A 22,575-nucleotide genomic window follows, 5' to 3' on the forward strand; every position below is an offset into this window, starting at 1 on the left:
TTTTAATGAAAATTAAGGAAGAAAACATCATCAATATCCATCATTTTTTACCTCATCGTGAGCCAATGCTTATGGTAGATTACATTTTGGAGTTGACCAAAGAGAACGTCATTACTTCCTTTCAAATAACAACAGATAATATTTTTGTTCATAATAATGAATTTGTAGAAGCCGGATTAATTGAAAATTCAGCACAAACCTGTTCATCTATTGTCGGACAAAGTTTTTTTGAAGGTCCGGATGCAGAAACAAAGGTGATTGGTTTTATAACGAACATCAAAAAGATTGAAATTTTTTCATTACCGAAAGTAGGTGATACCATTATCTCAAAAGCATCACTTATTTCTCAATATGAAAACATTTGTAATATTTTTTGTGAAACTTATAATAATGACGAATTATTGATAAGAGCTGAAATCAATTTGTTTATTCAAAAAGTACAATAATAAAGTAAAGGATGAAAAAGCAAGATCTCCCACAAGATGAAAGTAATCTGAAATCAGCGAACATGACCGAGGTAGTATATGTTACTGATGAAAATGATAATTATACAACAGCCAACAGCATTGGCTGGGAAGCGAAGAAATTGGCTTTAGACGAATCTATGTCTCTCATTAATGAGAGAATAGAAGAAGCCAGACAAAATGTTGCTGATCAAATAGCAAGTCCTATTATTTATTTTATGGAATTAAATAAAATGGACCTGAGTGTACTTTCTGCCTACGTTGGAATATGGCAATGGCGGGTAAAAAGACATACTAAACCAAAAGTATTTAAAACACTAAGTGATACTGTGCTGAAAAAATATGCTGATGCATTTGAAATCACAGTATCGGAATTAAAGAATTTCGATGGAAAATAATGAAATGAAGCATAAACTTTATGTGTAATTCCATCTGACCAAGAAATCGTAAAAAATGTACAGATGAAATTGAATTTTGAACACCATCAAACTGCCCATTGCGAAAACGGTGTTGCCTCTAATTTATTACTCTACAAAGGTATAAAACTAAGTGAACCTATGATTTTTGGAATAGGTTCAGGGTTATTTTTTGTGTATTTGCCTTTCTTAAAAGTAAATTTTGCACCTGGTTTTAGCTATCGCCCAATGCCCGGAGCTATTTTCAGTAAGGCAGCAAAAAGATTGGGTATTAAAATTAAAAGACAAAAGTTTTCTAATCCTAAAGATGCACAATTAGCATTAGAAAAGAACTTACAAAATAATATTCCCACCGGACTTCAGGTTGGGGTTTTTAATCTCACCTATTTTCCGGAAGAGTACAAATTCCATTTCAATGCTCATAATCTGGTAGTTTATGGAAAAGAGGATGGGAAGTTCTTAATCAGTGATCCTGTTATGGATTATGTAACGACCCTTTCTGAGGCAGAGCTTGAAAAAGTAAGATATGCGAAAGGGGCATTACCTCCAAAAGGTCATATGTACTACCCTGTTTATATTCCTGAAAACACAAATGTAGAAGAGGCAATAAAAAAAGGAATAAAAGATACCTGTAAAAATATGCTTGCTCCCGTTCCTCTTATTGGAGTAAGGGCCATGAGATGGGTGGCGAAAAGCATTCCAAAATGGGCCGATAAAAAAGGAACGAAAGTTACCAATCACTATCTGGGACAGTTAATAAGAATGCAGGAAGAGATAGGAACCGGAGGCGGAGGTTTCAGGTTTATTTATGGTGCATTTTTGCAGGAAGCAGCAGAGATTCTTAAAAACGATCAATTAAGGGAACTCTCAAAAGAAATTACTGCAATCGGAGATCTTTGGCGTGACTTTGCAGTGGATATTGCCCGGGTTTATAAGAACAGAAATTCGAAAAGCAATATTTATCAGGAGCTTTCAAAGTCAATGCTACATATTGCGGACCTGGAAGAAGCTTTCTATAAAAAATTAAGAAAAGCGATCTAACATGGCAGACCATATTATTGAGATTAAAAATCTATATAAAAAGTATAAGCATGCAGAAGAATTTTCTGTAAATGACATCTCATTGAATATTGAAAAAAATGAGATCTACGGAATATTAGGGCCAAACGGAGCTGGTAAGACAACTTTGATTTCTATGCTTTCAGGATTGATAAAACCAACATCAGGGCAATTTAAAATCAATGGTCTATCTCCTCAAAAAGACAGCTTTAAAATAAAACAGATTATTGGTATTGTTCCACAGGAATATGCACTTTATCCTACTCTTACGGCTAAAGAAAATCTGATGTTTTTCGGAAGTTTATATGGTTTAAAACATAAAAAACTTCATAAAGCCATTGATGAATCATTAGAATTAATGGGTTTGTCAAAGTTTGCAGATAAAAAAGTAGAGCAATTTTCGGGAGGAATGAAGCGCCGTTGCAATCTTATTGCCGGAACTCTACACAATCCAAAAGTACTTTTCCTGGATGAACCAACAGTGGGTGTTGATGTTCAGTCCAAAAAAGTAATCATCGATTTCCTTCAGGAACTCAATAAAAATGGAACCTGCATTATTTACACTTCCCATCACCTTTCTGAAGCGGAAGAATTTTGTACAAAGATTGCGATTATAGATAAAGGGAAAATCCACGCTGTCGGAACCCCGGAAGAACTCGTATCACAAATATCCAGTGCTGAAAACCTGGAAGATGTTTTTATTTCATTAACCGGAAAAGAATTAAGAGATGTTGTTGTATAAATTGTGGCGAAGCTTTGTAAAAGAAATTCTTTTATTAAAAAGAGATATCGGAGGTATCGTCATTATTTTTGTAATGCCTTTATTGTTGATTGTAACAATCACCTTAATTCAGGATTCTACATTTAAAAATCTTGAAGGTTCAAAAATCCCTATTATTTTCATTGATCAGGATAAATCTGAAGTTTCCCAAAATATAAAAAAGGAGCTTGAAAACAGCAAAACTTTCCAGTTACTAACAAATTACGATGAAAAATCTGCTCAGGATGCCGTTTTTTCAGGAAAGTATCAGATGGCTATTGTTATTCCTAAAAACTTAACAAAAGATCTAAATTCCAATATCGAATCTAAGGTTCAGACCATTGTCAGCTCTTTTGGATTAGAAGCGGATTCTGCATCTATTAAAAAACACGTTTCAAAAGCTAAAGAAATTCATTTGTATTTTGATCCAGCTACCAATGCGGGTTTCAAAAACTCAGTAATGAATTCTGTAAATAAAATGGTTTTTGAGATTGAAAACAAAAAGATATACAAAGCTTTTCAGGATCAATTAGGAACCACCGAAAACATGGCGGAAAACCAAAATCTGATCAGCTTTAAGGAAATCACACCCTCAAAAGGAAATGTCGAAATCATTCCGAATTCTGTTCAGCATAATGTTCCTGCCTGGACACTTTTTGCAATCTTCTTCATTGTAGTTCCTCTTTCTATTAATTTAGTTAAAGAAAAAAGCCAGGGCACAAGCGTAAGAGCCAGAGTGAGTCCTACTCCCTATTACATTCATATTTTGGGCAAAACATGCACTTACCTTATCATCTGTATGATACAGTTCTTACTCATGGTAGCAGTTGGAATGTATCTTTTCCCTTATATGGATCTGCCGGCTTTTGATGTTTCAGGAAAAATGTTTCATCTTATTATTGTAACATTATTTGCTGGATTGGCAGCTATTGGTTTTGGTGTTTTATTGGGAACAATTGCCGACACTCAGGAACAGTCTGCCCCTTTTGGCGCCACTTCTGTTGTCGTATTAGCGGCCATAGGAGGAATTTGGGTTCCTGTTTTTCTGATGCCTGAATTCATGCAGCATGTTGCAAAGTTCTCCCCTATGAACTGGGGATTAAATGCTTATTATGATATTATTCTAAGAAATAGTGGAATTACTGATATAGCTAAAGAACTCATTTTATTATTTTTATTTTATATCGCAATGGTCACAATTTCTATTTTTTACGAAAGGAAACAAAATGCAGTCTAAAGAAAAAAACATTAGCGTTTCTGAGGAAATCAGAGTAAGATTCAATGAAACAGATCCTTTAGGAATTGTCTGGCACGGGCATTATATTGTCTATTTTGAGGATGGAAGAGAAGCATTTGGAAGAGAACATGGACTGTCTTATCTGGATATTCAGGAAGCAGGTTACTTAACTCCTATCGTCAAAAGTACTTGTGAGCATTTTCTACCTTTAAAATATGGAGAAACTTTCAGGATCGAAACTACCTTCGTTAATTCAGTTGCAGCAAAATTAATTTTCAAATATGAATTGTTTAACCATGAAAATAAACTGGTTTGCAGTGGTGAGACCATTCAGGTGTTTTTAGATTCTGATGGGAATTTATGTCTGTATAATCCAGCGTTTTTTCAGAACTGGAAGGATAAAATGGGACTTTTATGATGAAAGAAATCTATATTACAGACTATAACTGCGTCACTCCACTTGGAATGAATGTAACGGATAATTGGAATGCTCTACTACAAAACCAATCTGGAGTAGCACTGCACAAAATTATTAAAAATCAGGAGCCTTTTTATGCTTCAATACTAGATACAGAAAAATTAGAAGAAGCATTTAATAAGAACTTTTCCGATCAAAATTTTACGAGATTAGAAAAAATGTTTTTGTTATGCCTAAAACCTTTGGTTGAAAAACATAACATTACACATGATACTGCTTTTATTTTGTCTACTACAAAGGGGAATATCAGTTTACTGAAAAATCAATCTTCTTTACCGGAAGGAGTTTTCCTTTCTGCATTAGCGCAAAAAATTGCTGATTTTTTTGGATTTAAAACTAAACCCATTGTAGTTTCTAACGCTTGTGTTTCCGGAGTAATGGCTCTTGCTGTTGCTAAAAATTTAATTCAAGCTGGGAAATATAAAGATGCTTTTGTCATCGCTGGAGATGAAATCACTGAATTTGTAATTTCAGGTTTCAATTCTTTTCAGGCTATAGGAGCAGAACCTTGCAAACCATATGATAAAAACCGTAACGGAATAAATATTGGTGAAGCAACAGCTGCAGCTTATATTACAGGAGAGAAAACTGAAAACGAAAAATTTAGGTTTAAAGTTACAGGAGATTCTTCTATCAATGATGCCAATCATATTTCTGGCCCATCAAGAACTGGAGAAGGATTATATGTAAGTATTAAAAATGCAATGACAGAAGCTAAAGTGAGTGCAAACGACATTGACTTTATTTCTGCACATGGAACGGCAACATTATATAATGATGAAATGGAGGCTATTGCATTTAACAGAATGGGATTACAGAATACACCTTTAAATAGTATGAAAGGATTCTATGGACATTGTTTAGGGGCGTCCGGTTTATTAGAAAGCATTATTTCTATGGAGAGTGCTCAACACAGCATTCTGATTCCGTCTAAAAACTTTGAAGAAATGGGAGTTTCCCTACCTTTGAATATTATAGAAGAAAAGCAACCTGCAACAATCAAATATATTTTGAAAACGGCGTCTGGCTTTGGAGGTTGTAATGCAGCAATTGTCTTAGAAAAATGTTAAACCCGGAAAAAATGAAGAAAGACGCTACTTGTACTATAGAAAATTCAACCATCACGGTTAACGGAAATATTATTTTTGAAAGCAGGGATACAACATTCCAGGAGTTTGCAAAAGAAGCTTATAAAAGTCTTGATATGAATTATCCCAAATTTCATAAAATGGACTCCTTAAGCAAATTGGCTTTTTTGTCTGCTGAAATGCTGTTGAAAGATCGGGACAACAATGGTACTGCATTGGTTTTTGCTAATAAATCCTCCAGCCTAGATACCGATTTTAAATATCAGGACAACATTAACTCCGAGAATAACTACTTTCCAAGTCCGGCTGTTTTTGTTTATACGCTACCCAATATCTGCGTAGGGGAGATAAGTATCAGACATCAAATGCAAACTGAAAATGCTTTTTTTGTTTTGGACGAATTTGACGAAAAATTTTTAACCGATTATGCCACCCAAATCTTACAGACTAAAAAGGCAGAAAAGGTATTATGTGGCTGGGTAGAACTATATCAGGAAAGTTATAAAGCTTTTGTATATTTGCTAACCTTGTGAAAAAAATAAAAATGTAACAGTCTAGCAATGTAACAATCCAATAAAGAAAATACGAATTGGTGCATTCTACACTACAATTAATATATTATGGAAAATTTAAAATCAGAATTAAAACACAAAATCATAGAAGTTCTTAACCTTGAAGACATTTCAGTGGAGGAAATCAAAGACACAGATCCATTATTTGGAGGGGGATTAGGACTGGACTCTATTGATGCTTTAGAGCTGATTGTTCTTCTTGACAAAGACTACGGAATAAAATTAGCTGATCCAAAGAAAGGAAAAGAAATTTTTCAATCGATCGATACGATGGCAAAATTCATCGAAGAAAACAGAACAAAATAATTAATGGGTCATAAAATTGCCATAACAGGAATGGGCATTATTTCTTCTATCGGTAACAATGTAGAAGAAAATTTCACCTCTTTACAATCTGGTAAGCATGGTATTTCAGATATTCAGTTATTTGAGACCCGTCATGCCGGAAAAATAAAAACGGGTGAAATAAAACGTTCTAATGAAGAACTTGTACAACAGCTTCAATTAAATGAAGACAACAATGTAACAAGAACCTCTTTATTAGGAATGGTTGCTGCAAAAGAAGCTGTAGAAAGTGCTGGGATTTCAGATATTAATGCCTACAAAACAGGTTTCATCTCTTCCACAAGTGTAGGAGGAATGGATATCACCGAAAAATATTTCTATAACTACGAAGACTTTCCTGAAAAGCAAAAATATATCGATTCTCATGATGCAGGAAATTCCTCATTAGCAATTGCAGACTTTCTGGGTCTGAAAGGAATGGTTTCTACCATCAGTACAGCTTGCTCTTCGGCAGCTAACGCGATTATGATGGGAGCAAAACTTATTAAAAATGGGGTTTTGGATCGGGTGATTGTCGGTGGAACAGATTCACTTTCAAAGTTTACTCTGAACGGATTTAATACCCTGATGATCCTCACTGATTCCTATAACACTCCTTTCGATCAAAATAGAAAAGGATTAAATTTAGGTGAGGCTGCCGCTTTTCTGGTACTGGAATCCGACGAATTAGTAAAAAAGGAAAATAAAAAAGTGCTGGCTTACCTTTCCGGATATGGAAATGCAAATGATGCTCATCATCAAACCGCGTCTTCAGAAAATGGACAGGGGGCATACTTAGCAATGCAACAGGCATTACATGTTTCCAAACTTCAACAAGAACAGATTGATTATATTAATGTTCATGGAACGGCAACCCCCAATAATGACCTGTCAGAAGGAATTGCTATGATCCGGATTTTTGGAGAAGGAAACGTCCCTGAATTTAGTTCTACAAAGGCATTCACAGGGCATACCCTGGCTGCCGCTGCAGGAATTGAGGCCGTGTATTCTATTCTGGCTATGCAACACAGCCTTATTTTTCCAAATTTGAACTTCAAAAATAAAATGGAAGAATTTGATTTAACTCCGGTCACAGAGCTTAAGGAGAAAAACATCGATCATGTGCTGTCCAATTCATTTGGGTTTGGAGGAAACTGTTCAACCTTAATCTTCTCAAAATCATGAAAGTAGTTTACATCAATAGTGCTTCATGTATTTCTGTTCAGGATACTTTAAACGAAAATTTTTTCTATAATCTGAAACCTGAAAATTCAACTCAGATTGTAAAAACAATTGAACCCAATTACAAAGAGTTCATTCCTCCTGCTATGATCAGGAGAATGTCTAAAACCGTAAAGATGAGCTCAGTAGCTTCTCAGCACGCATTAAAAGAGGCTGGAATTGAAAAGCCAGATGCTATCATTGTAGGTACAGGGATGGGGTGCTCCCAGGATTCTGAAAAGTTTTTAAAAAACGTGATCGACAATCAGGAAGAGTTTTTAACACCTACCTATTTTATTCAATCAACTCATAATACAGTCGCGGGCCAAATTGCTTTAGCTCTGCAATGCCATGCTTATAATTTCACTTATGTGAATACTTCTTCATCCTTAGAATTTTCTCTTTTGGACGCTAAACTCCAAATCCTGGATGATGAAGCAGAAAATGTTTTAGTAGGATCTACGGATGAACAGACGGAAAGAACGATGGAGCTTTATAAACTCCATAACATCATTAAGAAAACTGAGGATCTACCTCTCGATTTTTTAAACTCACAAACTCAAGGTGTAATCTGGGGTGAAGGTTCTAGCTTTTTTGTTATTGGTAAAAACCAGACGGAAAATTCATATGCTCAGGTTAAGGACATTCAAATTATTAATACCTTAGAGGAGAATGAGGTTCAACGATTTATTGAAAACTTTCTGACGAAAAATAACTTAACCCATAAAGATATTGATGCTGTAATTCTTGGACTCAGTGGAGATCAGAAATCAGATATTTATTATAAAAAAGCAATGGATGTATTTGCAGAATCTGCATTATTATATTATAAACATTTGAGTGGAGAATTTAATACGGCCAGTGGTTTTTCGACATTTATGGCTTGCCATATCCTCAAAAATCAACATATTCCGGAAGTAATGAATATTCAACCGGTAAAAAAAGATCATATTAAAAATATCCTCTTATACAATCATCTTTTAGGAGACGATCACAGTTTGGTACTATTGGGAAAAGTTTAGTCTGGCTGAAAAACAAAATTGATATTCAAAGATTAATCTAGATTTCACGTTTCACTCTGAATAACATCAATATAAAATACAAATCTAAAAATATAAAAGGTGAAACATTATCCATTTATCCTATTTTATCTTTTCTGTAATGTGTTTATATATGCGTTTCACGGGAGTTTCTGGGTCTATATATTTTGTTTCCTGGCTTTTTCGGCTGTTGTTGTCTGGGGGTCATTTGATATTCAATTAGGATATTTCGTAAACAGCATTACCCATAAAAGAACAAGAATAAAAGAAATTGCTCTTACTTTTGATGACGGACCGACAGAATTCACTCCCAGATTTTTAGATTTACTTCAGGAACATCAGATAAAAGCGACTTTTTTCTGCATTGGAAAACAGATTGAAAAATACCCAGAAACCTTTCAAAGAATTATTGCTGAAGGCCATTGTATTGGAAATCACACCTACTCACATTCTAATTCAACGGGGTTTTTATCTACTGTAAAAATGATCGAAGAGATCAAAAAGTGTGATGAGGCAATTGCTTTGGCGGGAAATAGGATGACCTATTTATATAGGCCTCCATTTGGAGTTACCAACCCATCAATAGCAAAGGCTATCAAAAGAACTGGTAAAAAAAGTATTGGATGGAATATCCGCTCTTTAGATACGGTGATTGATGACAAAAAGAAGATCTACAAAAGAATTACTGGAAAAATAAAACCCGGTGGCATTATTCTTCTCCATGATACTTCTGAAAAGACTTATAACGTTTTGGTAGATTTATTGCTATTTTTGAAGGATAAAAAGTATTCAACTTTTACCATCGATTCAATTATAAAATCAAAGAAAAATGATTAAACATATTGCTTTCGGAGCATTTTTATTAGTTTCCAGTTTCTTTTTTGCACAAAATACGGCAATGACAGGATCTGAGGCAAAAGCATTTGTAACGAAAGTATCTTCAGAAACTCAGCAAATCAAAACATTGCAGAGTGATTTTACACAAACAAAAAAAATGGACTTTTTAGATAAAAACATTGTTACTTATGGTAAAATGTCTCTAAAATCTCCGAATATGCTTAGCTGGAAATATACAAAGCCTTATCAGTACAGTATTGTTTTTAAAGAAAATAAAATCTTTATCAATGATCAGGGAAAGAAATCCTCTGTTGATGCAAAAAGTAAAACTTTCGAAAAAATCAATAAATTAATTGTAGGAAGCTCTAACGGAAAAATGTTTACTGATCCTGAATTTACAGTAACTTACTTTAAAAGTACCAATTATAATATTGCGAAGTTCACTCCCAAATCTGCTCAGTTATTAAAATATATCAGACAGATCGAGCTGTATTTCCCTAAAAACGAATCTACTGTTGCACAGGTTAATATGTTGGAAGCATCTGGGGATACTACGAATATTGTTTTCAAAAACACGAAGATCAATGCGCCGATTTCTGCTTCAGAGTTTTCTCTATAGTATTCTTTTTTTATTGTTTATATCCTGTAAAACCTATCAGCTTACAGATGTAAAAACGATTCCTAATTCCGAGAAAGAAATTGAAAACTTATACTTTTCTTCTAAAGAAGATTACGTCTATAAATGTCAGATCGATATTTATAAGAACCATATCAGTGGAATTTTGATTGTTAAAAAAATAAGTAAAACAAAGCACCGTGTTGCATTAACTTCAGATTTTGGAAATAAACTTATCGATTTTGAAATCTCTGATCAGGATTTCAAGATTAATTATATCATTCCTGATTTAGATAAAAAAATCGTTAAAAATTTTTTACGAAATGATTTCCAGCAACTTTTGAAACAGAAATATCCTGTAAGTGAAAGTTTCGAAAATACCAATTCAAGGATTTATCTTTCTCAGACGGATGATAAAAAGTATTATCTGTTCTTTAATAAAGAAAATGGTTTACTCAGTCAGATCATGTTTACTAAGAATAATAAACCAAAAATCGATTTTAATTTTGAGGCAAAAAAACATATATTCGCGGATAGTATAAATCTTCAACACAAAGATTTTAAGATCAATATAAAGCTATTTCAAATAACAGAAACCGAGTAAAAAATGCAGACCATTCTTACAGACTTTTACACCTTACAATCTTACGAGAAAGCTGAAAACGGAAGTTTCATTGCAAACATTACGTTAAACAAGGATCACGATATTTTCAAAGGCCATTTTCCAGGAAATCCGGTAACTCCCGGAGTATGTATGATGCAGATTGTAAAGGAACTTACTGAAGAGTTTACGGGTTTAAAATTATTTTTAAAAACGGCTTCCAATGTGAAGTTTATGGCGATCATTAATCCGTTTGAAACTCCAGATCTGATGGTACAATTGGACATCAATGAAACCGAAGACGAGGTTAAAGTAAAAAATACAACTTTATTTGGCGAGACAATTGCATTAAAAATGTCAGTTAATTATAAAAGACAAACTTTATGAAACTGATCTTATCATTGGTAACAGCTTTTCTTTTTTTCTTTCAATCTTCAGATTTAGAGACCTTAAGAAATAGCTATGCGAAAGCAAATCAATCCAACGCCAATATACAGGCTTTCATCAGTGTGGCTGAAAAACAGTCTTCATCAGATCCTATCATTTCTGGTTATAAAGCAGCAGCACAAATCATGGCAGCTAAAGTAACCACGGAAAAAGGAAAGAGGAAATCATTTGTAAAAACAGGGGCAACAAGTCTTGAAAGTATTATAAAAAGTAATCCTAATAACATTGAATTAAGAGTGATCCGCTTAAGCGTTCAGGAAAACATTCCTAAAATCGTTGGATATCATTCCAGTTTAAAAGATGATAAAGCATTCATTTTGAGCAACTACAGCAAACAAAGTTCGGCTTTAAAAAGCTATGTTCAGAAATTTGCAGCACAGTCTAAAACTTTTACCTCTGCAGAAAAAGCTTCGCTAAAATAAAACAATGACCCTTCCTGAAGTACAAAATGCAATTTCCGAAAAGAAAATTTGTATTTTAATTCCCACATACAACAATGAAAAAACTCTAAACAGAGTTATTGATGGAGTATTGGGCTATACCCCTGATATTATTGTCGTTAACGACGGCTCTACCGACTCTACGACTCAAATATTAAACAGTTATCCCGAGATCACGATCATCTCATTACAAGAAAACAAAGGAAAAGGAAATGGTTTAAAAACAGGATTCAGAAAGGCAAAACAATTAGGCTATCGTTATGCTATAACCATAGATTCTGATGGGCAACATTACCCTGATGATATTCCGGTTTTTGTTGAATCCCTAATGAATGAGAAGGAAGATGTTTTATTGATCGGTAATCGAAATATGTCTCAGAACGGTATTCCAAAGAAAAGCAGTTTTGGAAATCGTTTCTCTAATTTTTGGTTTTGGTTTGAAACAGGCATTAAATTAGAAGATACCCAATCTGGATATCGTTTGTATCCTTTGCTCAAAATTCCTAAAAAATATTTTACCCCAAAATTTGAATTTGAAATTGAGATCATAGTCAGATCAGCCTGGAGAAACATTCCCGTTAAAAACGTTCCCGTTAAGGTATTGTATGATCCAGCAGAAAGGGTTTCACATTTCAGACCCTTTAAGGATTTCACAAGAATAAGTATCTTAAACACTATTCTTGTCAGCATCACTTTAATATATATTATACCAAGAAACTTTATCAATAATTTCAGAAAGAAAAGTTTTAAAAGATTCATCAAAGAGGATGTTCTGGAGAGTGCGGGCACCAATCGTATTAAGGCATTTTCTGTTGCAATGGGTGTTTTTATAGGACTATCTCCTTTTTGGGGATTTCAGACCCTATTGGTTATTTCACTGTCTGTTCTTTTTAAATTGAACAAGGTATTAGCCTTCGTTGCATCTAATGTTAGTTTACCACCTTTTATTCCATTTATTATTGCAGCTTCATTATTTATAGGAGCCCCTTTTGTGCATGGAGACAGTAATATCCTAAATCAGGAATTAAATTTTGATTTAATAAAGAATAATCTGCTTCAATATGTGATCGGAAGTATCATTTTAGCGACAACAATGTCTGTGCTTTCAGGAGTAGCTGTTTTCCTTTTCTTGAATAAATTTGATCCGGAAAAAGACTAATTCTTTAATCAAAAAAACTGCAAAGCCTTTCGACCTTGCAGTAATAGTTATTATTAACTGATCATCTTCTATTTTTTCGTCACTTTCTGAGAATATGTTTTACCATTCTTATCAATTAAAACAAGTATGTAAACACCTGAAGTTAATTGTTTAATTGAAATTGAATTTCTTTCTACCTTTGTCTGTAAAGCAATTCTACCACTTAATTCGTACAATTTTGCCTCTACCGGGCTAAAATCATTTTTAGATTTAAAGTTGATCATATCTTCACTTGGATTTGGATAAACAGTAAATAAATCCTCTGTATTCTGAACTTCTTTTACACCCAGATGTGTTCCTTCAACAACATGCAATGTTGTATTGGGTGTCACATTATATAGGGTATCAACCAAACCTGAAGGCCATTTTATAACGACTTTCGTAATGGCACTTGCCTGACCAATTCCGAAATGGGTATTCAATGTATTCATATTCTGGAATCCTACACCACTTTGTACATCACGAATTTGTTTTCCCCAGGCACCATAGATCTCTACTCTTGCACCAATTCCATTTCTGTTACTCTGAGTTCCTTGTAATGTTACCTTTAGCCATTTATTGGTGTTTCCATCGTTCATCATAACCGTATTGCCATTTTGGATATCTAAAAAACCATCGTTATTAAGGTCTCCAATTGGTCTGTTATCATAATCTAAACTATAGGGAGTAAGATTGGGAGTAAATTTAAATCCTCCATCGCCAAACATAATTGTATTACCTGCCCCCAGAACGTCAAGAAATCCGTCATTATCAAAATCGTACGCAACGTATTCTCTGCTTAAGCTATTAACAACATCATATCCCGAACCTATAGAAACATCTGTAAAAGTTCCATTGCCATTATTTTTCATTACTTTACTGAGACCATTAGCAATTGAATTTATTCCTACGACAGCGTCCATCCAACCGTCATTATTAAAATCTCCCCAAGCTGAAGACCATGTCTGCGTCGGGTTGGCCATATTTGCAGCAACAGCAACATTCGTGAAAGTTCCATTACCATTATTCCTAAGCAATTCATCTATATTTCCACCAGGCCCAGAGCCCCCACCACTGCATTTTGCAATATACATATCCATATCTCCATCATTATCATAATCGATCCAGATAGAGCCGTAATTTCCTCCTGAAGGAAAATCGCCTAATCCTCCCTGATTATGGTTCATATTCGTCCCATCATTTATATAAAACCTGTTTGGGGCATTGTCATCACATACAAAAGCATCTAGTTTGCCATCTTTATTAATATCTATAAAGTTTGTACGCTGTGTTAAAAATGACTGAGGTTTTCTATCAGAAGTATACCCTGTTCCGTCAGCATTAGCTTTTACAAAAGCAATTCCACTCCCTGAACCATAGATCAGATCATTAAAACCATTATTATCATAATCTCCGGCAGCAATACTCCAGGTAGGCTGTACTACCGTATTGGGAATTGTATAAGTAACATTACTAAATCCACCTCCCGATTGTTGATAGGAGATCACCATTTGGGTATTATTTACAACAGACACAATATCATCCAAATAATCGCCATTCATATCAACTATACAGTGATTAAAGTTTCCCGCTACACTTACTGGTAGGGCTGTAAACGAAAGTCTATTGATCACAGGTGCTGTTTCAACTACTGTAAAATTAAAACCTGAGCTAGACCATCTGTTATCAAAGACAATATAATATGTAGTTCCTGCCAATGCTGTAAAAGAAACCTGTGACGAATTTCCTGAAAAATCATCATTCGCTGTTACACAGGTTAATGTTCCACAACTTCCTTTATATACCATCAGCCTCGTATCTGTATTTTGTCCTGCAATTACTGTAGAAACGGTAATGGTCTTATCTTGGACAGGGATATATTTGTACCATAATCCTGCAGTTCCAGGGCTTCCTAAAGAGCATGCTGTGGTAGGAGCCGTCCCAGTAATACTCGGTGCAGTATGTGTTCCAAGGGTAAGGTTCACTGCAGAAGCACACGTTAATTGTGCTATTCCCCATGTTATATTGAATAATAAAACAAAAAAGGATAAATTTTTTCTCATATTTTCTTCATTTTAGTTGTTATTAATTTTACGGACAGTTTTGATTCAGGGAATTAATCCACTGATTTAGGAGTGCCACTCCCTCATCATGTACTATAGTTCTTCCTAATAAAGGCATTCTGTTGCTTTCATTTACAGAATTGAGTCTAAAACTCATAACCGATTTATTGTGGTTTCCGGGAGTTATAATTTTTTGTAGTGACGCATCGATAGGTTCATCAGCCAATACACAAACACCCATATTTGTTAAGTTTGTTGTTTTACTAAAGCTTAATCTGATAGCACGATAATCACAACGTGCATTCTGCTGATGACAGTGCGCACAATTGGCATCTAAATAGGACCGTAATCGGATGTCTATAGGCTTGCTCGTATCTTTATAATTAACGGTGGAAACAATATTAGAGGGATAGCTAACCAAATAACCTTCATCCACTAATTTTTGCAGTTGATTTTTAACTCCGCCGGAGTAGCTATAGGCTGTATTAAGATTTTGCGGCTTCACACCAATAGGAATTGGTTTATTATCCAATTTATGGCAAGCATAACATTCTGACTCAGATGGTATTCTGTAATCAATTGTCATGACGTCATTATTTTCTTTTTTGAAGGTTAAATTTTTAGAGCTACCACTTGTAAAATCAGTTCCCGTAACTAAATTAGCTTCAGTCTGGTCATCGTTCCACAAGTATTCCGCAAACACCCAGCCACTTGATTTTCTAATCATTAGTCGAGTTTCAAGTATCTTCGTTGTATTGTTGGGCTGTACTGTATTATAATAAAAACTTTTTATTAAAACAGTTCCCACAGGAAAGTTCAGTGTCTTATCGTCCGCATCGAAAGTAGCTTTTACTCCATCGGGCATCCAGATAAATCTCTTTTTTAAAGCGTAATCCGTGAAAAGTGAGCTTGCAGGTTCATAAGGTATTACCTCATTAGATGGGGTTAAATCTTTTAAGTCTCCGGTGAAGAAAGAATAGGTAGATAATTTAGCATAAGGAACTGCATTAATATCAAAATTAACAAAAGAACTTTCGCCCGGTACTCCTTCTATTCTATCATCATTTTTACAAGAAAATAGTACAATTAAACATAAGAGAGATAAAAAGTAGATTTTTTTCATTCATTCAATAATTTTAGATAACGAATATAAATAATAAAGCGATATATCGCCAAATATTTTGCATCTAAAAAAGCAAATCAATTAAAATAAAACAACAAAACCTACCAAATAAGATGAATTTACCAACAAAACATACGCGAAGATCTAAAAAAAGCAATTATAAAAAAATGTTAAAAAATAAATAAATAAATATTAAAAAAGCATATTAAAAGTAGATTATAATATTTAACCTTTTCAGTTTATTTTTAACATAAATTAGAATTATTTTGTAAATTAGTAACAGACTAGAGAAATAAGTTCTTTGTAGTATAAATATCGTTTCCAGTAAGGCGTACAATGAATTTAGTTGGCTTCATTTTTGCAATTTTATGATAAAAAATATTAAAATTATGGCATGTGTCTATTGTTAAAGGTAAAATATAAGGGATTATTTCAGTGGCTTTTAATAATTTCAGTTTTAGTTTTTCTGAACGGTTGTAATAAAAAGAATAATATTACTTACATAAACCTTGCTTTAAACAAAAGTGACAGACTTAGATTAGAGGGAAAAAAGGAAGAGGTCATATCTGTGAATAATGAAATAATCAAAGTTTCAAAAGAAGAAAATTATAAAAAAGGAGAAGCTTTAGCATATATAAATCTTTCAAATATTTTTGGAACCATTGGAAATTATAAATTAAGCCAACATTATTTAAAATTAGCTGAAAAAATAGCTTTCAGAATCAACGATGACTTTGTCTATACCAGATTATACCATGAATATGGGCAAATGAATTATGTCATAGGATTGATATCAACCGCTTTAAAGTACAATTCTAAAGCGATCTATTATGGTAACAAATTAGATGAAAAAGGATGGCTGTTAGGGAATATATATGACCAGAGAGCTGATTTTCTGCTTGATAAAAATAAAGATTCTGCCTTCATCTACTATCATAAAGGATTTGATGTAGATCCTTCTGCTCTTAATAGTGCGTTAATAGGTAATTATCATCTACGACAGACCAATAATCTGGATTCCGCTTCATTTTATATTAATAATGCACTCATACTATTAAAAAAGAAAGATAATTTAACAACCCGACCTGGTATTATTTACTTTTATTATGCTGAATTGTGTTTTAAACAAAAAGATTATACAAAGGCTTTAGAGTTTTATGAGAAATCTCTTGTAATCTTAAAGAAGACAAGAAGAATTAATAAACTGCCTGAAGTCTATCAAAAAGTTGCATTAACGTATAAAAAACTTAATCGATTTGAAAAAGAGAATGAGTATTTAACAAAATATAATCAACTGAATGACAGCTTAAATAAATCCGGAAATGAAGCAATAGACATTTCAACGAGCGAAGCAATAGAAAATAATAACTCTTCGATTACTAAACACTCTACACTCTATCTTATCATATTTTTTTCTATTCTGGGAGTAATTATTATCTTATTTTTCAAATACCCTAAAAAACAAAAAAATAAAGATTCTTCTGTTCCTATATCGGAAGAAAAAACCTCAGAAATAAGGAGCACCATACCTGATGAATATTTTACTGAGTTGCTTAGTCTGGCAAAAAATAATGATATTAAGTTTCTCAATAGATTTGAGGAGACCCATCCTACATTCTTTCAAAACCTTTTCAAACATAATTCTCAACTGACAAGATCAGAATTATCATTATGTGGAATGATCCTACTGGGTCTTTCTTCAAAAGATATTGCTGATTTTTCATTTATGCAACATCGGTCAGTACAGATTAAAAAAGGAAGATTAAGGAAAAAACTCAATATTTCTTCTGATGTTAATTTATATAATTTCTTTAAAACTTTAAACTAGTTTATCTCAAATTAATCATTTACATAGAAACTGAAGTAAAATTTACAAGCTATTAATTAGTTAATAGGTGAAAAGCTCTAGCTGGAAAGTATAATAGCTTCTTTAAATTATCTATTTCATACAAAGAATTAATTTGAGATAAATAGACCTAAAATTTGTCAAAGACACTTGAAGTTGGACTTAAGATCATTTTTATAACACTTTTTTCATCATTGATGTATTTACGTTGTATCTCTGTTGTACACTTTTTTTTGCAGTATTTATCCATGTAAATACATTTGCATATATAACAATACCCCAAAAACTTTAATGTCCAAAAATTAAAACTATTTGGATATCAACCCATAATAAAATGGATATAATGAACTGTCGGAGATTTTAATGTGAAGATAAAGTCATAAAATATAAAATCTTTCTTTTCATTTAATCTATTAAGTAATAGGAAAATATAAATACAAGCGGGAAAATACAAACAATAATGATAATATTTAACAGTACTTTATTTTGAAAAAATACTAGCATTAAAATAAAAGCGTATGCACAATTTTAAAAATATTCATATCGGAAAAACAGTTGAAACAAAGGTTATAGAAAGAAACATAGAGATATCTCGCCTTTGTAATTATTTTAAATGCAAAGAAAACGAAATCCATGTAATGTTTAGTTCAAAAAGCCTGGACGCAGAAGTCCTTTTAAAATGGAGTAAGCTTTTAGGCTATGATTTTTTCAGATTTTACAGCCAACATCTGATATTGTACGCACCACAGGAAAATGCAAGTTATAACAACCAGATAAATAAAAAATCTTCTCTTCCAGAGTTTCGCAAAAACATCTATACAAAGGAAATTATAGACTCCATATTAGAAATGATAAAAAAAGGAAAGAAAAGTAAAGCTCAAGTGATAGAACAGTATAGAATACCGAAAACTACCCTATATAAATGGATTGAAAAATATACTAACGAACAACCTAATGAACTTATAATTAAAAATAAACTCAAATAATGGATCTACGTGTAGAAGGATGCAAATTCTTTAGTTAAGATTCACAACCTATACCAAATGGTTTACCACAGGTAAATTTTACGTATTGTATTCGGTAGTAACAAGATGTTCGAATTACTAATAAAAAAACAGATGAAATCAAAATCAGTAAACTATAAAAAAATATATGAAGATATTCTTAATGAGAAGTTTCCTGACAAAATATTGGAGTGCATGAGTATTCTAAATAAAAAAAAATTAACTGTTCTGGACGTAATAGAACTCAACAAAAAAATTTTCGGAAAAGAAAACCTGGTATCTGAATCACAGAATAAAAGGTTTCGTTCCTACAATAAATCCGATATTCTTATGATCCTTGACTATCAGAAAAAGCACAACCTGAATAACACCCAGATGGCAATACAATTCGGGTTAAGCCGTACCACTATAGCCTATTGGAAAAAACTGTTTTTATGAAAAAAACGAAACATTAAATCAAAAAATACCTTCAACCATAGATTAATAAATAATTGAACAATTATAATAAGTATCAAACTTAGTTTGATACTTATTTTTTCTCTAAAAAAACAAAAATTGAATCAAAACAACATAATATTTATTCAAATAAAAAGTCTGATGAAGGAACAATATGAATGAAAATAAATTTAAAAAATGAATTAATGTTCCCTTCTTTTTATTTATTAGAATGATAAACAAGATACAAAATACTTAATAAAGAGAAAATTACCATCTAAAAACGGTAGGCTAAAGACGTGATTGCTCAATGAAATCAAATTAGAAAAACAAGGCCTACACAGTGCTGAACAAGGGTCGATGTACTTGTGTTGTACCTATGTTGTATATATTTTTTTTGCAAAACTTATAAATGGAAATATTTTTGCACCACTAAAAACACAGGTTAATTACAATAATGATCAATTACAAATAATTAAAAAAATTAGGCCAAAAACACATTGCTTTTATGATAAAATGGATTTTTTGACAACACAAATTCCTTTAAAAACACAAATTCAATCATAATAAGATGTTACAACATACAAATTCATTAAACATAATAAATTGTTTTTGGCTCTTTTTTTAATCCTTCATTGATCATTCTTAAAGAAATTTCTAAGGTCTAAATATGACAGTAACTCCTTTTGAGTTGCTGGAAATAAATTACAATTAGAAAATTTTACAATATCAATAATTTATAAATTCACACGTATGAAAAAACAAATTTTAGTAATGACAATATTACTTGCTTCTTTTAGTTATGCCCAAGAAGTTGGTCCAAAAGCACTAGGTTCAGATAGAGATAAGCATGGCTGCATAGGCTCAGCAGGTTATACATACTCACAAATCAAAAAAGATTGTATCAGACTTTTTGAACAAAAGGTACTGTTAAAAGAAGCTAATCCTAAAGGAAGTTATACATCAAATGCAGCTGTAGTTTTCAGTGAAGACCATAAAAAAGCCGAAATCTTTCTCCCTACATCTAAAGGAAGTGTCATACTTTCCAGAACAACATCATATAAAAACACAACCGTTTATAAAAAAGGAGGACTCACACTTATTAAAGATAAAGACAATTATACTCTAACGAGATCTAAAAAAATAATATATAGTCTATAGAAGTAATAATAAGCACCTTCATAATAGATTTTTTTAAGAGAGATTATAACATTATTCTGTTATAATCTCTTTTGCATAATACAGATAGTTTTCTGAATATCATATAAAAATTAAAATACTATTGTAATGATCTTACTTAAATACAACACCTGAAAATAGCAAAACACTAAGTATAACCGTAATAAATATTGCAATAATGACCAATACCATTTGCGTTATAGCATAAGTTTTAGCCTTATCTTCTTCTTTAATTTCAAATGAATAATTGATCTTATCCGGTCTTTTAAGAATCCACCAAATAAATAATAAAAGTATTAAATTGAGTAAAATCGGAAAAAAAAGAAATATTTTATTCCCAAACCCATCTGTATTTTTTCCATACCCATGAATTGGAATAACCTCAGGAATTGAATCATATTTACTCAACAAATAACAGATGTAGCAAAATATAATGATGAACGGGATACTGAACAATATTTTAATTTTCTTTGAAATCATTTTATCTTTTTAAGTGTCTTTTTAAGATATTTCTGAACATTCTCTTTATCAGGAACTGTGGTAATCTCTTTCGTCAGAGCTTTCTCAAATTCTATTTTTGCTTTCGTATATTCTTTTTCCTTAAAATAATATTTTCCAGATTGATAATAAACCAACCAAAAATTAGGATTTAAGGATTGGTAATAAGAAAGAAAATCTTCTGTTAAAACCATTTTTTTACTGTTCAAAGCATCATTAATTTCCGAATTCATCATTTTGTACGTTTCATAATTTTCAAACTCTTCTGAATCCACAAAAGGATCTTTTGCAATATTAAATTGAGAAGCAGCTAGTTCTCCAGAAACCAATCGATCTTTAGAAAAGATCTTATTTAAATCATAGCATACAAACTCTCCTAATTGATATGGATTTGAAGAAACCCATACCAGCTTCTTTTGTGGCGAAAATATAACTGCGTGATGAGCTAACAGTTGATTAATTGCCTTTTCATTTCCATAACCAATTTTCTCACCTTTCAGACCTGACCTATCTCTCAGAATAGAAGCCATTTTTTCGGGATTTAATTTCTTATTCCCCTGAAAGAGCTCCTGAAGTTTTTCATAACGGTATTCGGAGTGACTTTCAACGATATGTTTCTGATTTTTCCTATCATTTTTATACGCTTCTGACTGAAAATGGTTTGTGCAAAAAATGCTGCTTGAATTCTGAACTTTAAAGACTCCAAAATTAGTAGGTGAAACTTCTATAATAACCGCTTTTTTATCATTTGCACTTCCCACAAGTATCGATTCGGATACAAATACTTTTCTTTTTTTTGCAATAGTAATTGCCTCATCAATATTTTTAGCGTATTGCAAAATCTCCCTCGTAACGAGAGAAATCGGGGTTTTGGCAGTTAATGGAATTTTGGATTTTCCTGCATTAATTGTTACAGTAATACCTTCTTTATTCATTCCGGAGACTACCCCTATCATTCCCGGCCAACTTACAGACATATAAGGAATACCTTCTTCAGGCTCTACAAATTCTATAAGTTTATTTTTAGCAAAATCATCCCCAACATAAAAATCAAAATTTCTACCAATTAACAAATCTCCATCTTCTGTATTTTCATTCCAAACCGCTAATGAGCTGCATCCTACCATAGCCAGATCCTGCATTGCATGACCAATGTCGTGTGCCCCATGTAAATATAAACTGCGCAAATACCGTGGTGCAATAAAATTATATTGATCAGAGGAATACCTTGATAAGCCATATAACTCGGCCTGGTAATCTTCTCTTACATTTAAGTACATTTTCCTGTTGTACCATTTCAGAAAACCGCGTAATAATTTTTGTTTGAACTTCGACGGAACAAAACCTTCCACTTTAGAAAAGAAAATAGCTTCCTGTTTTTGCATTAAATCCTGGGTAAGCGCTCCATTATTATAACCCAGTTGAAGCGCGTTTCCTTTGATATATAATTCCCAAAGCTGTTGTTTGTTTTTGGTTAAATAATTTTGATTATACCTAAAAGTCGAATCGTTGATTTTATTAACAATTGGGATTTCTAAAGGGTATTGTTTTATTTCCGGAAGATGATGAATTGATTTTCTTATGCCACAAGAAATAAGGTTAAGAATGAAGAAAAGATAGATCAACACCCTTTGAGTCATCTCATTTCTA

At 32.6% G+C, this 22,575-nt stretch carries 25 protein-coding genes; 21 read left to right on the forward strand and 4 right to left on the reverse strand.

Annotation, left to right across the window (positions count from 1 at the left end; all coding sequences use genetic code 11):
- Positions 1–5 precede the first annotated feature (5 nt).
- From AC3WRL_RS05815 to AC3WRL_RS05895, 17 genes are all read left to right on the forward strand, one after another.
- A complete protein-coding gene (locus AC3WRL_RS05815) occupies positions 6–446 on the forward strand; it encodes a hotdog family protein (RefSeq protein WP_492329900.1) in 441 nt (146 codons plus the stop codon).
- An 11-nt stretch (positions 447–457) separates the two neighbouring features.
- Positions 458–862 carry a flexirubin biosynthesis protein DarG gene (gene DarG / locus AC3WRL_RS05820; RefSeq protein WP_492329901.1) on the forward strand — a complete coding sequence of 135 codons (405 nt, stop codon included), beginning with the start codon at positions 458–460 and terminating at the stop codon, positions 860–862.
- Positions 863–925: 63 nt separating this feature from the next.
- Complete coding sequence (gene darH / locus AC3WRL_RS05825) at positions 926–1,921, forward strand: BtrH-related acyltransferase DarH (protein ID WP_492329902.1); 996 nt, start codon at positions 926–928, stop codon at positions 1,919–1,921.
- 1 nt (position 1,922) lies between these two features.
- Positions 1,923–2,681, forward strand: a complete 759-nt coding sequence (locus AC3WRL_RS05830) for an ABC transporter ATP-binding protein (protein WP_261510180.1) — start codon at positions 1,923–1,925, stop codon at positions 2,679–2,681.
- A complete protein-coding gene (locus AC3WRL_RS05835) occupies positions 2,668–3,936 on the forward strand; it encodes an ABC transporter permease (protein WP_492329903.1) in 1,269 nt (422 codons plus the stop codon). Before AC3WRL_RS05830 ends, AC3WRL_RS05835 begins: the two co-directional genes overlap by 14 nt.
- Positions 3,926–4,354, forward strand: coding sequence for an acyl-CoA thioesterase (locus AC3WRL_RS05840; RefSeq protein WP_492329904.1), 429 nt, complete (start codon positions 3,926–3,928; stop codon positions 4,352–4,354). The genes AC3WRL_RS05835 and AC3WRL_RS05840 overlap by 11 nt, the downstream gene beginning before the upstream one ends.
- The gene (locus AC3WRL_RS05845; RefSeq protein ID WP_492329905.1) at positions 4,351–5,484 is read left to right on the forward strand and encodes a beta-ketoacyl synthase N-terminal-like domain-containing protein; all 1,134 of its coding nucleotides are present in this window, start codon (positions 4,351–4,353) and stop codon (positions 5,482–5,484) included. Before AC3WRL_RS05840 ends, AC3WRL_RS05845 begins: the two co-directional genes overlap by 4 nt.
- A gap of 11 nt (positions 5,485–5,495) precedes the next feature.
- Entirely contained in the window at positions 5,496–6,035 is a 540-nt protein-coding gene (locus AC3WRL_RS05850; protein WP_492329906.1) for a 3-oxoacyl-ACP synthase, read from the forward strand.
- 87 nt (positions 6,036–6,122) lie between these two features.
- Positions 6,123–6,380, forward strand: a complete 258-nt coding sequence (locus tag AC3WRL_RS05855) for a phosphopantetheine-binding protein (protein ID WP_261510185.1) — start codon at positions 6,123–6,125, stop codon at positions 6,378–6,380.
- Between the two features lie 3 nt (positions 6,381–6,383).
- Positions 6,384–7,583: a beta-ketoacyl-[acyl-carrier-protein] synthase family protein gene (locus AC3WRL_RS05860; protein ID WP_492329907.1), complete on the forward strand. Its 1,200-nt coding sequence runs from the start codon at positions 6,384–6,386 to the stop codon at positions 7,581–7,583.
- Entirely contained in the window at positions 7,580–8,641 is a 1,062-nt protein-coding gene (locus tag AC3WRL_RS05865) for a beta-ketoacyl synthase N-terminal-like domain-containing protein (RefSeq protein WP_492329908.1), read from the forward strand. Before AC3WRL_RS05860 ends, AC3WRL_RS05865 begins: the two co-directional genes overlap by 4 nt.
- Before the next feature lie 99 nt (positions 8,642–8,740).
- On the forward strand, positions 8,741–9,496 hold the full coding sequence (locus tag AC3WRL_RS05870; protein WP_261510188.1) for a polysaccharide deacetylase family protein: 756 nt from the start codon (positions 8,741–8,743) through the stop codon (positions 9,494–9,496).
- Complete coding sequence (gene lolA2, locus AC3WRL_RS05875) at positions 9,489–10,115, forward strand: flexirubin biosynthesis/transport protein LolA2 (protein WP_261510189.1); 627 nt, start codon at positions 9,489–9,491, stop codon at positions 10,113–10,115. Before AC3WRL_RS05870 ends, lolA2 begins: the two co-directional genes overlap by 8 nt.
- Positions 10,081–10,716 carry a flexirubin biosynthesis protein LolB2 gene (gene lolB2, locus AC3WRL_RS05880; protein ID WP_492329909.1) on the forward strand — a complete coding sequence of 212 codons (636 nt, stop codon included), beginning with the start codon at positions 10,081–10,083 and terminating at the stop codon, positions 10,714–10,716. The genes lolA2 and lolB2 overlap by 35 nt, the downstream gene beginning before the upstream one ends.
- A 3-nt stretch (positions 10,717–10,719) precedes the next feature.
- Complete coding sequence (locus AC3WRL_RS05885; protein WP_261510191.1) at positions 10,720–11,100, forward strand: ApeI family dehydratase; 381 nt, start codon at positions 10,720–10,722, stop codon at positions 11,098–11,100.
- Positions 11,097–11,582, forward strand: a complete 486-nt coding sequence (locus AC3WRL_RS05890) for a hypothetical protein (RefSeq protein WP_492329910.1) — start codon at positions 11,097–11,099, stop codon at positions 11,580–11,582. Before AC3WRL_RS05885 ends, AC3WRL_RS05890 begins: the two co-directional genes overlap by 4 nt.
- Before the next feature lie 4 nt (positions 11,583–11,586).
- Positions 11,587–12,759: a DUF2062 domain-containing protein gene (locus AC3WRL_RS05895; protein WP_492329911.1), complete on the forward strand. Its 1,173-nt coding sequence runs from the start codon at positions 11,587–11,589 to the stop codon at positions 12,757–12,759.
- Positions 12,760–12,827: 68 nt separating this feature from the next.
- Here AC3WRL_RS05895 and AC3WRL_RS05900 read toward each other — a convergent pair whose 3' ends face one another.
- Positions 12,828–14,840, reverse strand: coding sequence for a CRTAC1 family protein (locus AC3WRL_RS05900; protein WP_492329912.1), 2,013 nt, complete (start codon positions 14,838–14,840; stop codon positions 12,828–12,830).
- Positions 14,841–14,868: 28 nt separating this feature from the next.
- Positions 14,869–15,963 carry a hypothetical protein gene (locus tag AC3WRL_RS05905; protein WP_492329913.1) on the reverse strand — a complete coding sequence of 365 codons (1,095 nt, stop codon included), beginning with the start codon at positions 15,961–15,963 and terminating at the stop codon, positions 14,869–14,871.
- Between the two features lie 394 nt (positions 15,964–16,357).
- On the opposite strand from AC3WRL_RS05905, the gene AC3WRL_RS05910 reads away from it, so the two are divergent.
- The 4 genes from AC3WRL_RS05910 to AC3WRL_RS05925 all read left to right on the forward strand — a co-directional run bounded on the left by AC3WRL_RS05910 (position 16,358) and on the right by AC3WRL_RS05925 (position 20,409).
- Entirely contained in the window at positions 16,358–17,791 is a 1,434-nt protein-coding gene (locus AC3WRL_RS05910) for a LuxR C-terminal-related transcriptional regulator (protein ID WP_492329914.1), read from the forward strand.
- Between the two features lie 536 nt (positions 17,792–18,327).
- Positions 18,328–18,795: a transposase gene (locus tag AC3WRL_RS05915; protein ID WP_492329915.1), complete on the forward strand. Its 468-nt coding sequence runs from the start codon at positions 18,328–18,330 to the stop codon at positions 18,793–18,795.
- A gap of 132 nt (positions 18,796–18,927) precedes the next feature.
- Positions 18,928–19,251, forward strand: coding sequence for a helix-turn-helix domain-containing protein (locus AC3WRL_RS05920; RefSeq protein ID WP_492329916.1), 324 nt, complete (start codon positions 18,928–18,930; stop codon positions 19,249–19,251).
- A gap of 750 nt (positions 19,252–20,001) precedes the next feature.
- Complete coding sequence (locus AC3WRL_RS05925) at positions 20,002–20,409, forward strand: hypothetical protein (protein WP_261510199.1); 408 nt, start codon at positions 20,002–20,004, stop codon at positions 20,407–20,409.
- Positions 20,410–20,541: 132 nt separating this feature from the next.
- Here the strand turns inward: AC3WRL_RS05925 and AC3WRL_RS05930 are convergent, their stop codons facing one another.
- Both AC3WRL_RS05930 and AC3WRL_RS05935 read right to left on the reverse strand, forming a co-directional pair.
- Positions 20,542–20,907, reverse strand: a complete 366-nt coding sequence (locus AC3WRL_RS05930; RefSeq protein ID WP_492329917.1) for a hypothetical protein — start codon at positions 20,905–20,907, stop codon at positions 20,542–20,544.
- Positions 20,904–22,565, reverse strand: a complete 1,662-nt coding sequence (locus AC3WRL_RS05935) for a C45 family autoproteolytic acyltransferase/hydrolase (RefSeq protein WP_492330247.1) — start codon at positions 22,563–22,565, stop codon at positions 20,904–20,906. Before AC3WRL_RS05935 ends, AC3WRL_RS05930 begins: the two co-directional genes overlap by 4 nt.
- Positions 22,566–22,575 lie beyond the last annotated feature (10 nt).

The sequence above is a fragment of the Chryseobacterium sp. FW101-FHT12H09 genome (assembly GCF_058790395.1).

Bases quoted from the DNA above. Each gene is read 5' to 3' on its own strand.
- AC3WRL_RS05815 (WP_492329900.1), top strand. From the start codon at position 6: ATGAAAATTAAGGAAGAAAACATCATCAATATCCATCATTTTTTACCT.
- DarG (WP_492329901.1), top strand. From the start codon at position 458: ATGAAAAAGCAAGATCTCCCACAAGATGAAAGTAATCTGAAATCAGCG.
- darH (WP_492329902.1), top strand. From the start codon at position 926: ATGAAATTGAATTTTGAACACCATCAAACTGCCCATTGCGAAAACGGT.
- AC3WRL_RS05830 (WP_261510180.1), top strand. From the start codon at position 1,923: ATGGCAGACCATATTATTGAGATTAAAAATCTATATAAAAAGTATAAG.
- AC3WRL_RS05835 (WP_492329903.1), top strand. From the start codon at position 2,668: ATGTTGTTGTATAAATTGTGGCGAAGCTTTGTAAAAGAAATTCTTTTA.
- AC3WRL_RS05840 (WP_492329904.1), top strand. From the start codon at position 3,926: ATGCAGTCTAAAGAAAAAAACATTAGCGTTTCTGAGGAAATCAGAGTA.
- AC3WRL_RS05845 (WP_492329905.1), top strand. From the start codon at position 4,351: ATGATGAAAGAAATCTATATTACAGACTATAACTGCGTCACTCCACTT.
- AC3WRL_RS05850 (WP_492329906.1), top strand. From the start codon at position 5,496: ATGAAGAAAGACGCTACTTGTACTATAGAAAATTCAACCATCACGGTT.
- AC3WRL_RS05855 (WP_261510185.1), top strand. From the start codon at position 6,123: ATGGAAAATTTAAAATCAGAATTAAAACACAAAATCATAGAAGTTCTT.
- AC3WRL_RS05860 (WP_492329907.1), top strand. From the start codon at position 6,384: ATGGGTCATAAAATTGCCATAACAGGAATGGGCATTATTTCTTCTATC.
- AC3WRL_RS05865 (WP_492329908.1), top strand. From the start codon at position 7,580: ATGAAAGTAGTTTACATCAATAGTGCTTCATGTATTTCTGTTCAGGAT.
- lolA2 (WP_261510189.1), top strand. From the start codon at position 9,489: ATGATTAAACATATTGCTTTCGGAGCATTTTTATTAGTTTCCAGTTTC.
- lolB2 (WP_492329909.1), top strand. From the start codon at position 10,081: ATGCGCCGATTTCTGCTTCAGAGTTTTCTCTATAGTATTCTTTTTTTA.
- AC3WRL_RS05885 (WP_261510191.1), top strand. From the start codon at position 10,720: ATGCAGACCATTCTTACAGACTTTTACACCTTACAATCTTACGAGAAA.
- AC3WRL_RS05890 (WP_492329910.1), top strand. From the start codon at position 11,097: ATGAAACTGATCTTATCATTGGTAACAGCTTTTCTTTTTTTCTTTCAA.
- AC3WRL_RS05895 (WP_492329911.1), top strand. From the start codon at position 11,587: ATGACCCTTCCTGAAGTACAAAATGCAATTTCCGAAAAGAAAATTTGT.
- AC3WRL_RS05900 (WP_492329912.1), bottom strand. From the start codon at position 14,840: ATGAGAAAAAATTTATCCTTTTTTGTTTTATTATTCAATATAACATGG.
- AC3WRL_RS05905 (WP_492329913.1), bottom strand. From the start codon at position 15,963: ATGAAAAAAATCTACTTTTTATCTCTCTTATGTTTAATTGTACTATTT.
- AC3WRL_RS05910 (WP_492329914.1), top strand. From the start codon at position 16,358: ATGTGTCTATTGTTAAAGGTAAAATATAAGGGATTATTTCAGTGGCTT.
- AC3WRL_RS05915 (WP_492329915.1), top strand. From the start codon at position 18,328: ATGCACAATTTTAAAAATATTCATATCGGAAAAACAGTTGAAACAAAG.
- AC3WRL_RS05920 (WP_492329916.1), top strand. From the start codon at position 18,928: ATGAAATCAAAATCAGTAAACTATAAAAAAATATATGAAGATATTCTT.
- AC3WRL_RS05925 (WP_261510199.1), top strand. From the start codon at position 20,002: ATGAAAAAACAAATTTTAGTAATGACAATATTACTTGCTTCTTTTAGT.
- AC3WRL_RS05930 (WP_492329917.1), bottom strand. From the start codon at position 20,907: ATGATTTCAAAGAAAATTAAAATATTGTTCAGTATCCCGTTCATCATT.
- AC3WRL_RS05935 (WP_492330247.1), bottom strand. From the start codon at position 22,565: ATGACTCAAAGGGTGTTGATCTATCTTTTCTTCATTCTTAACCTTATT.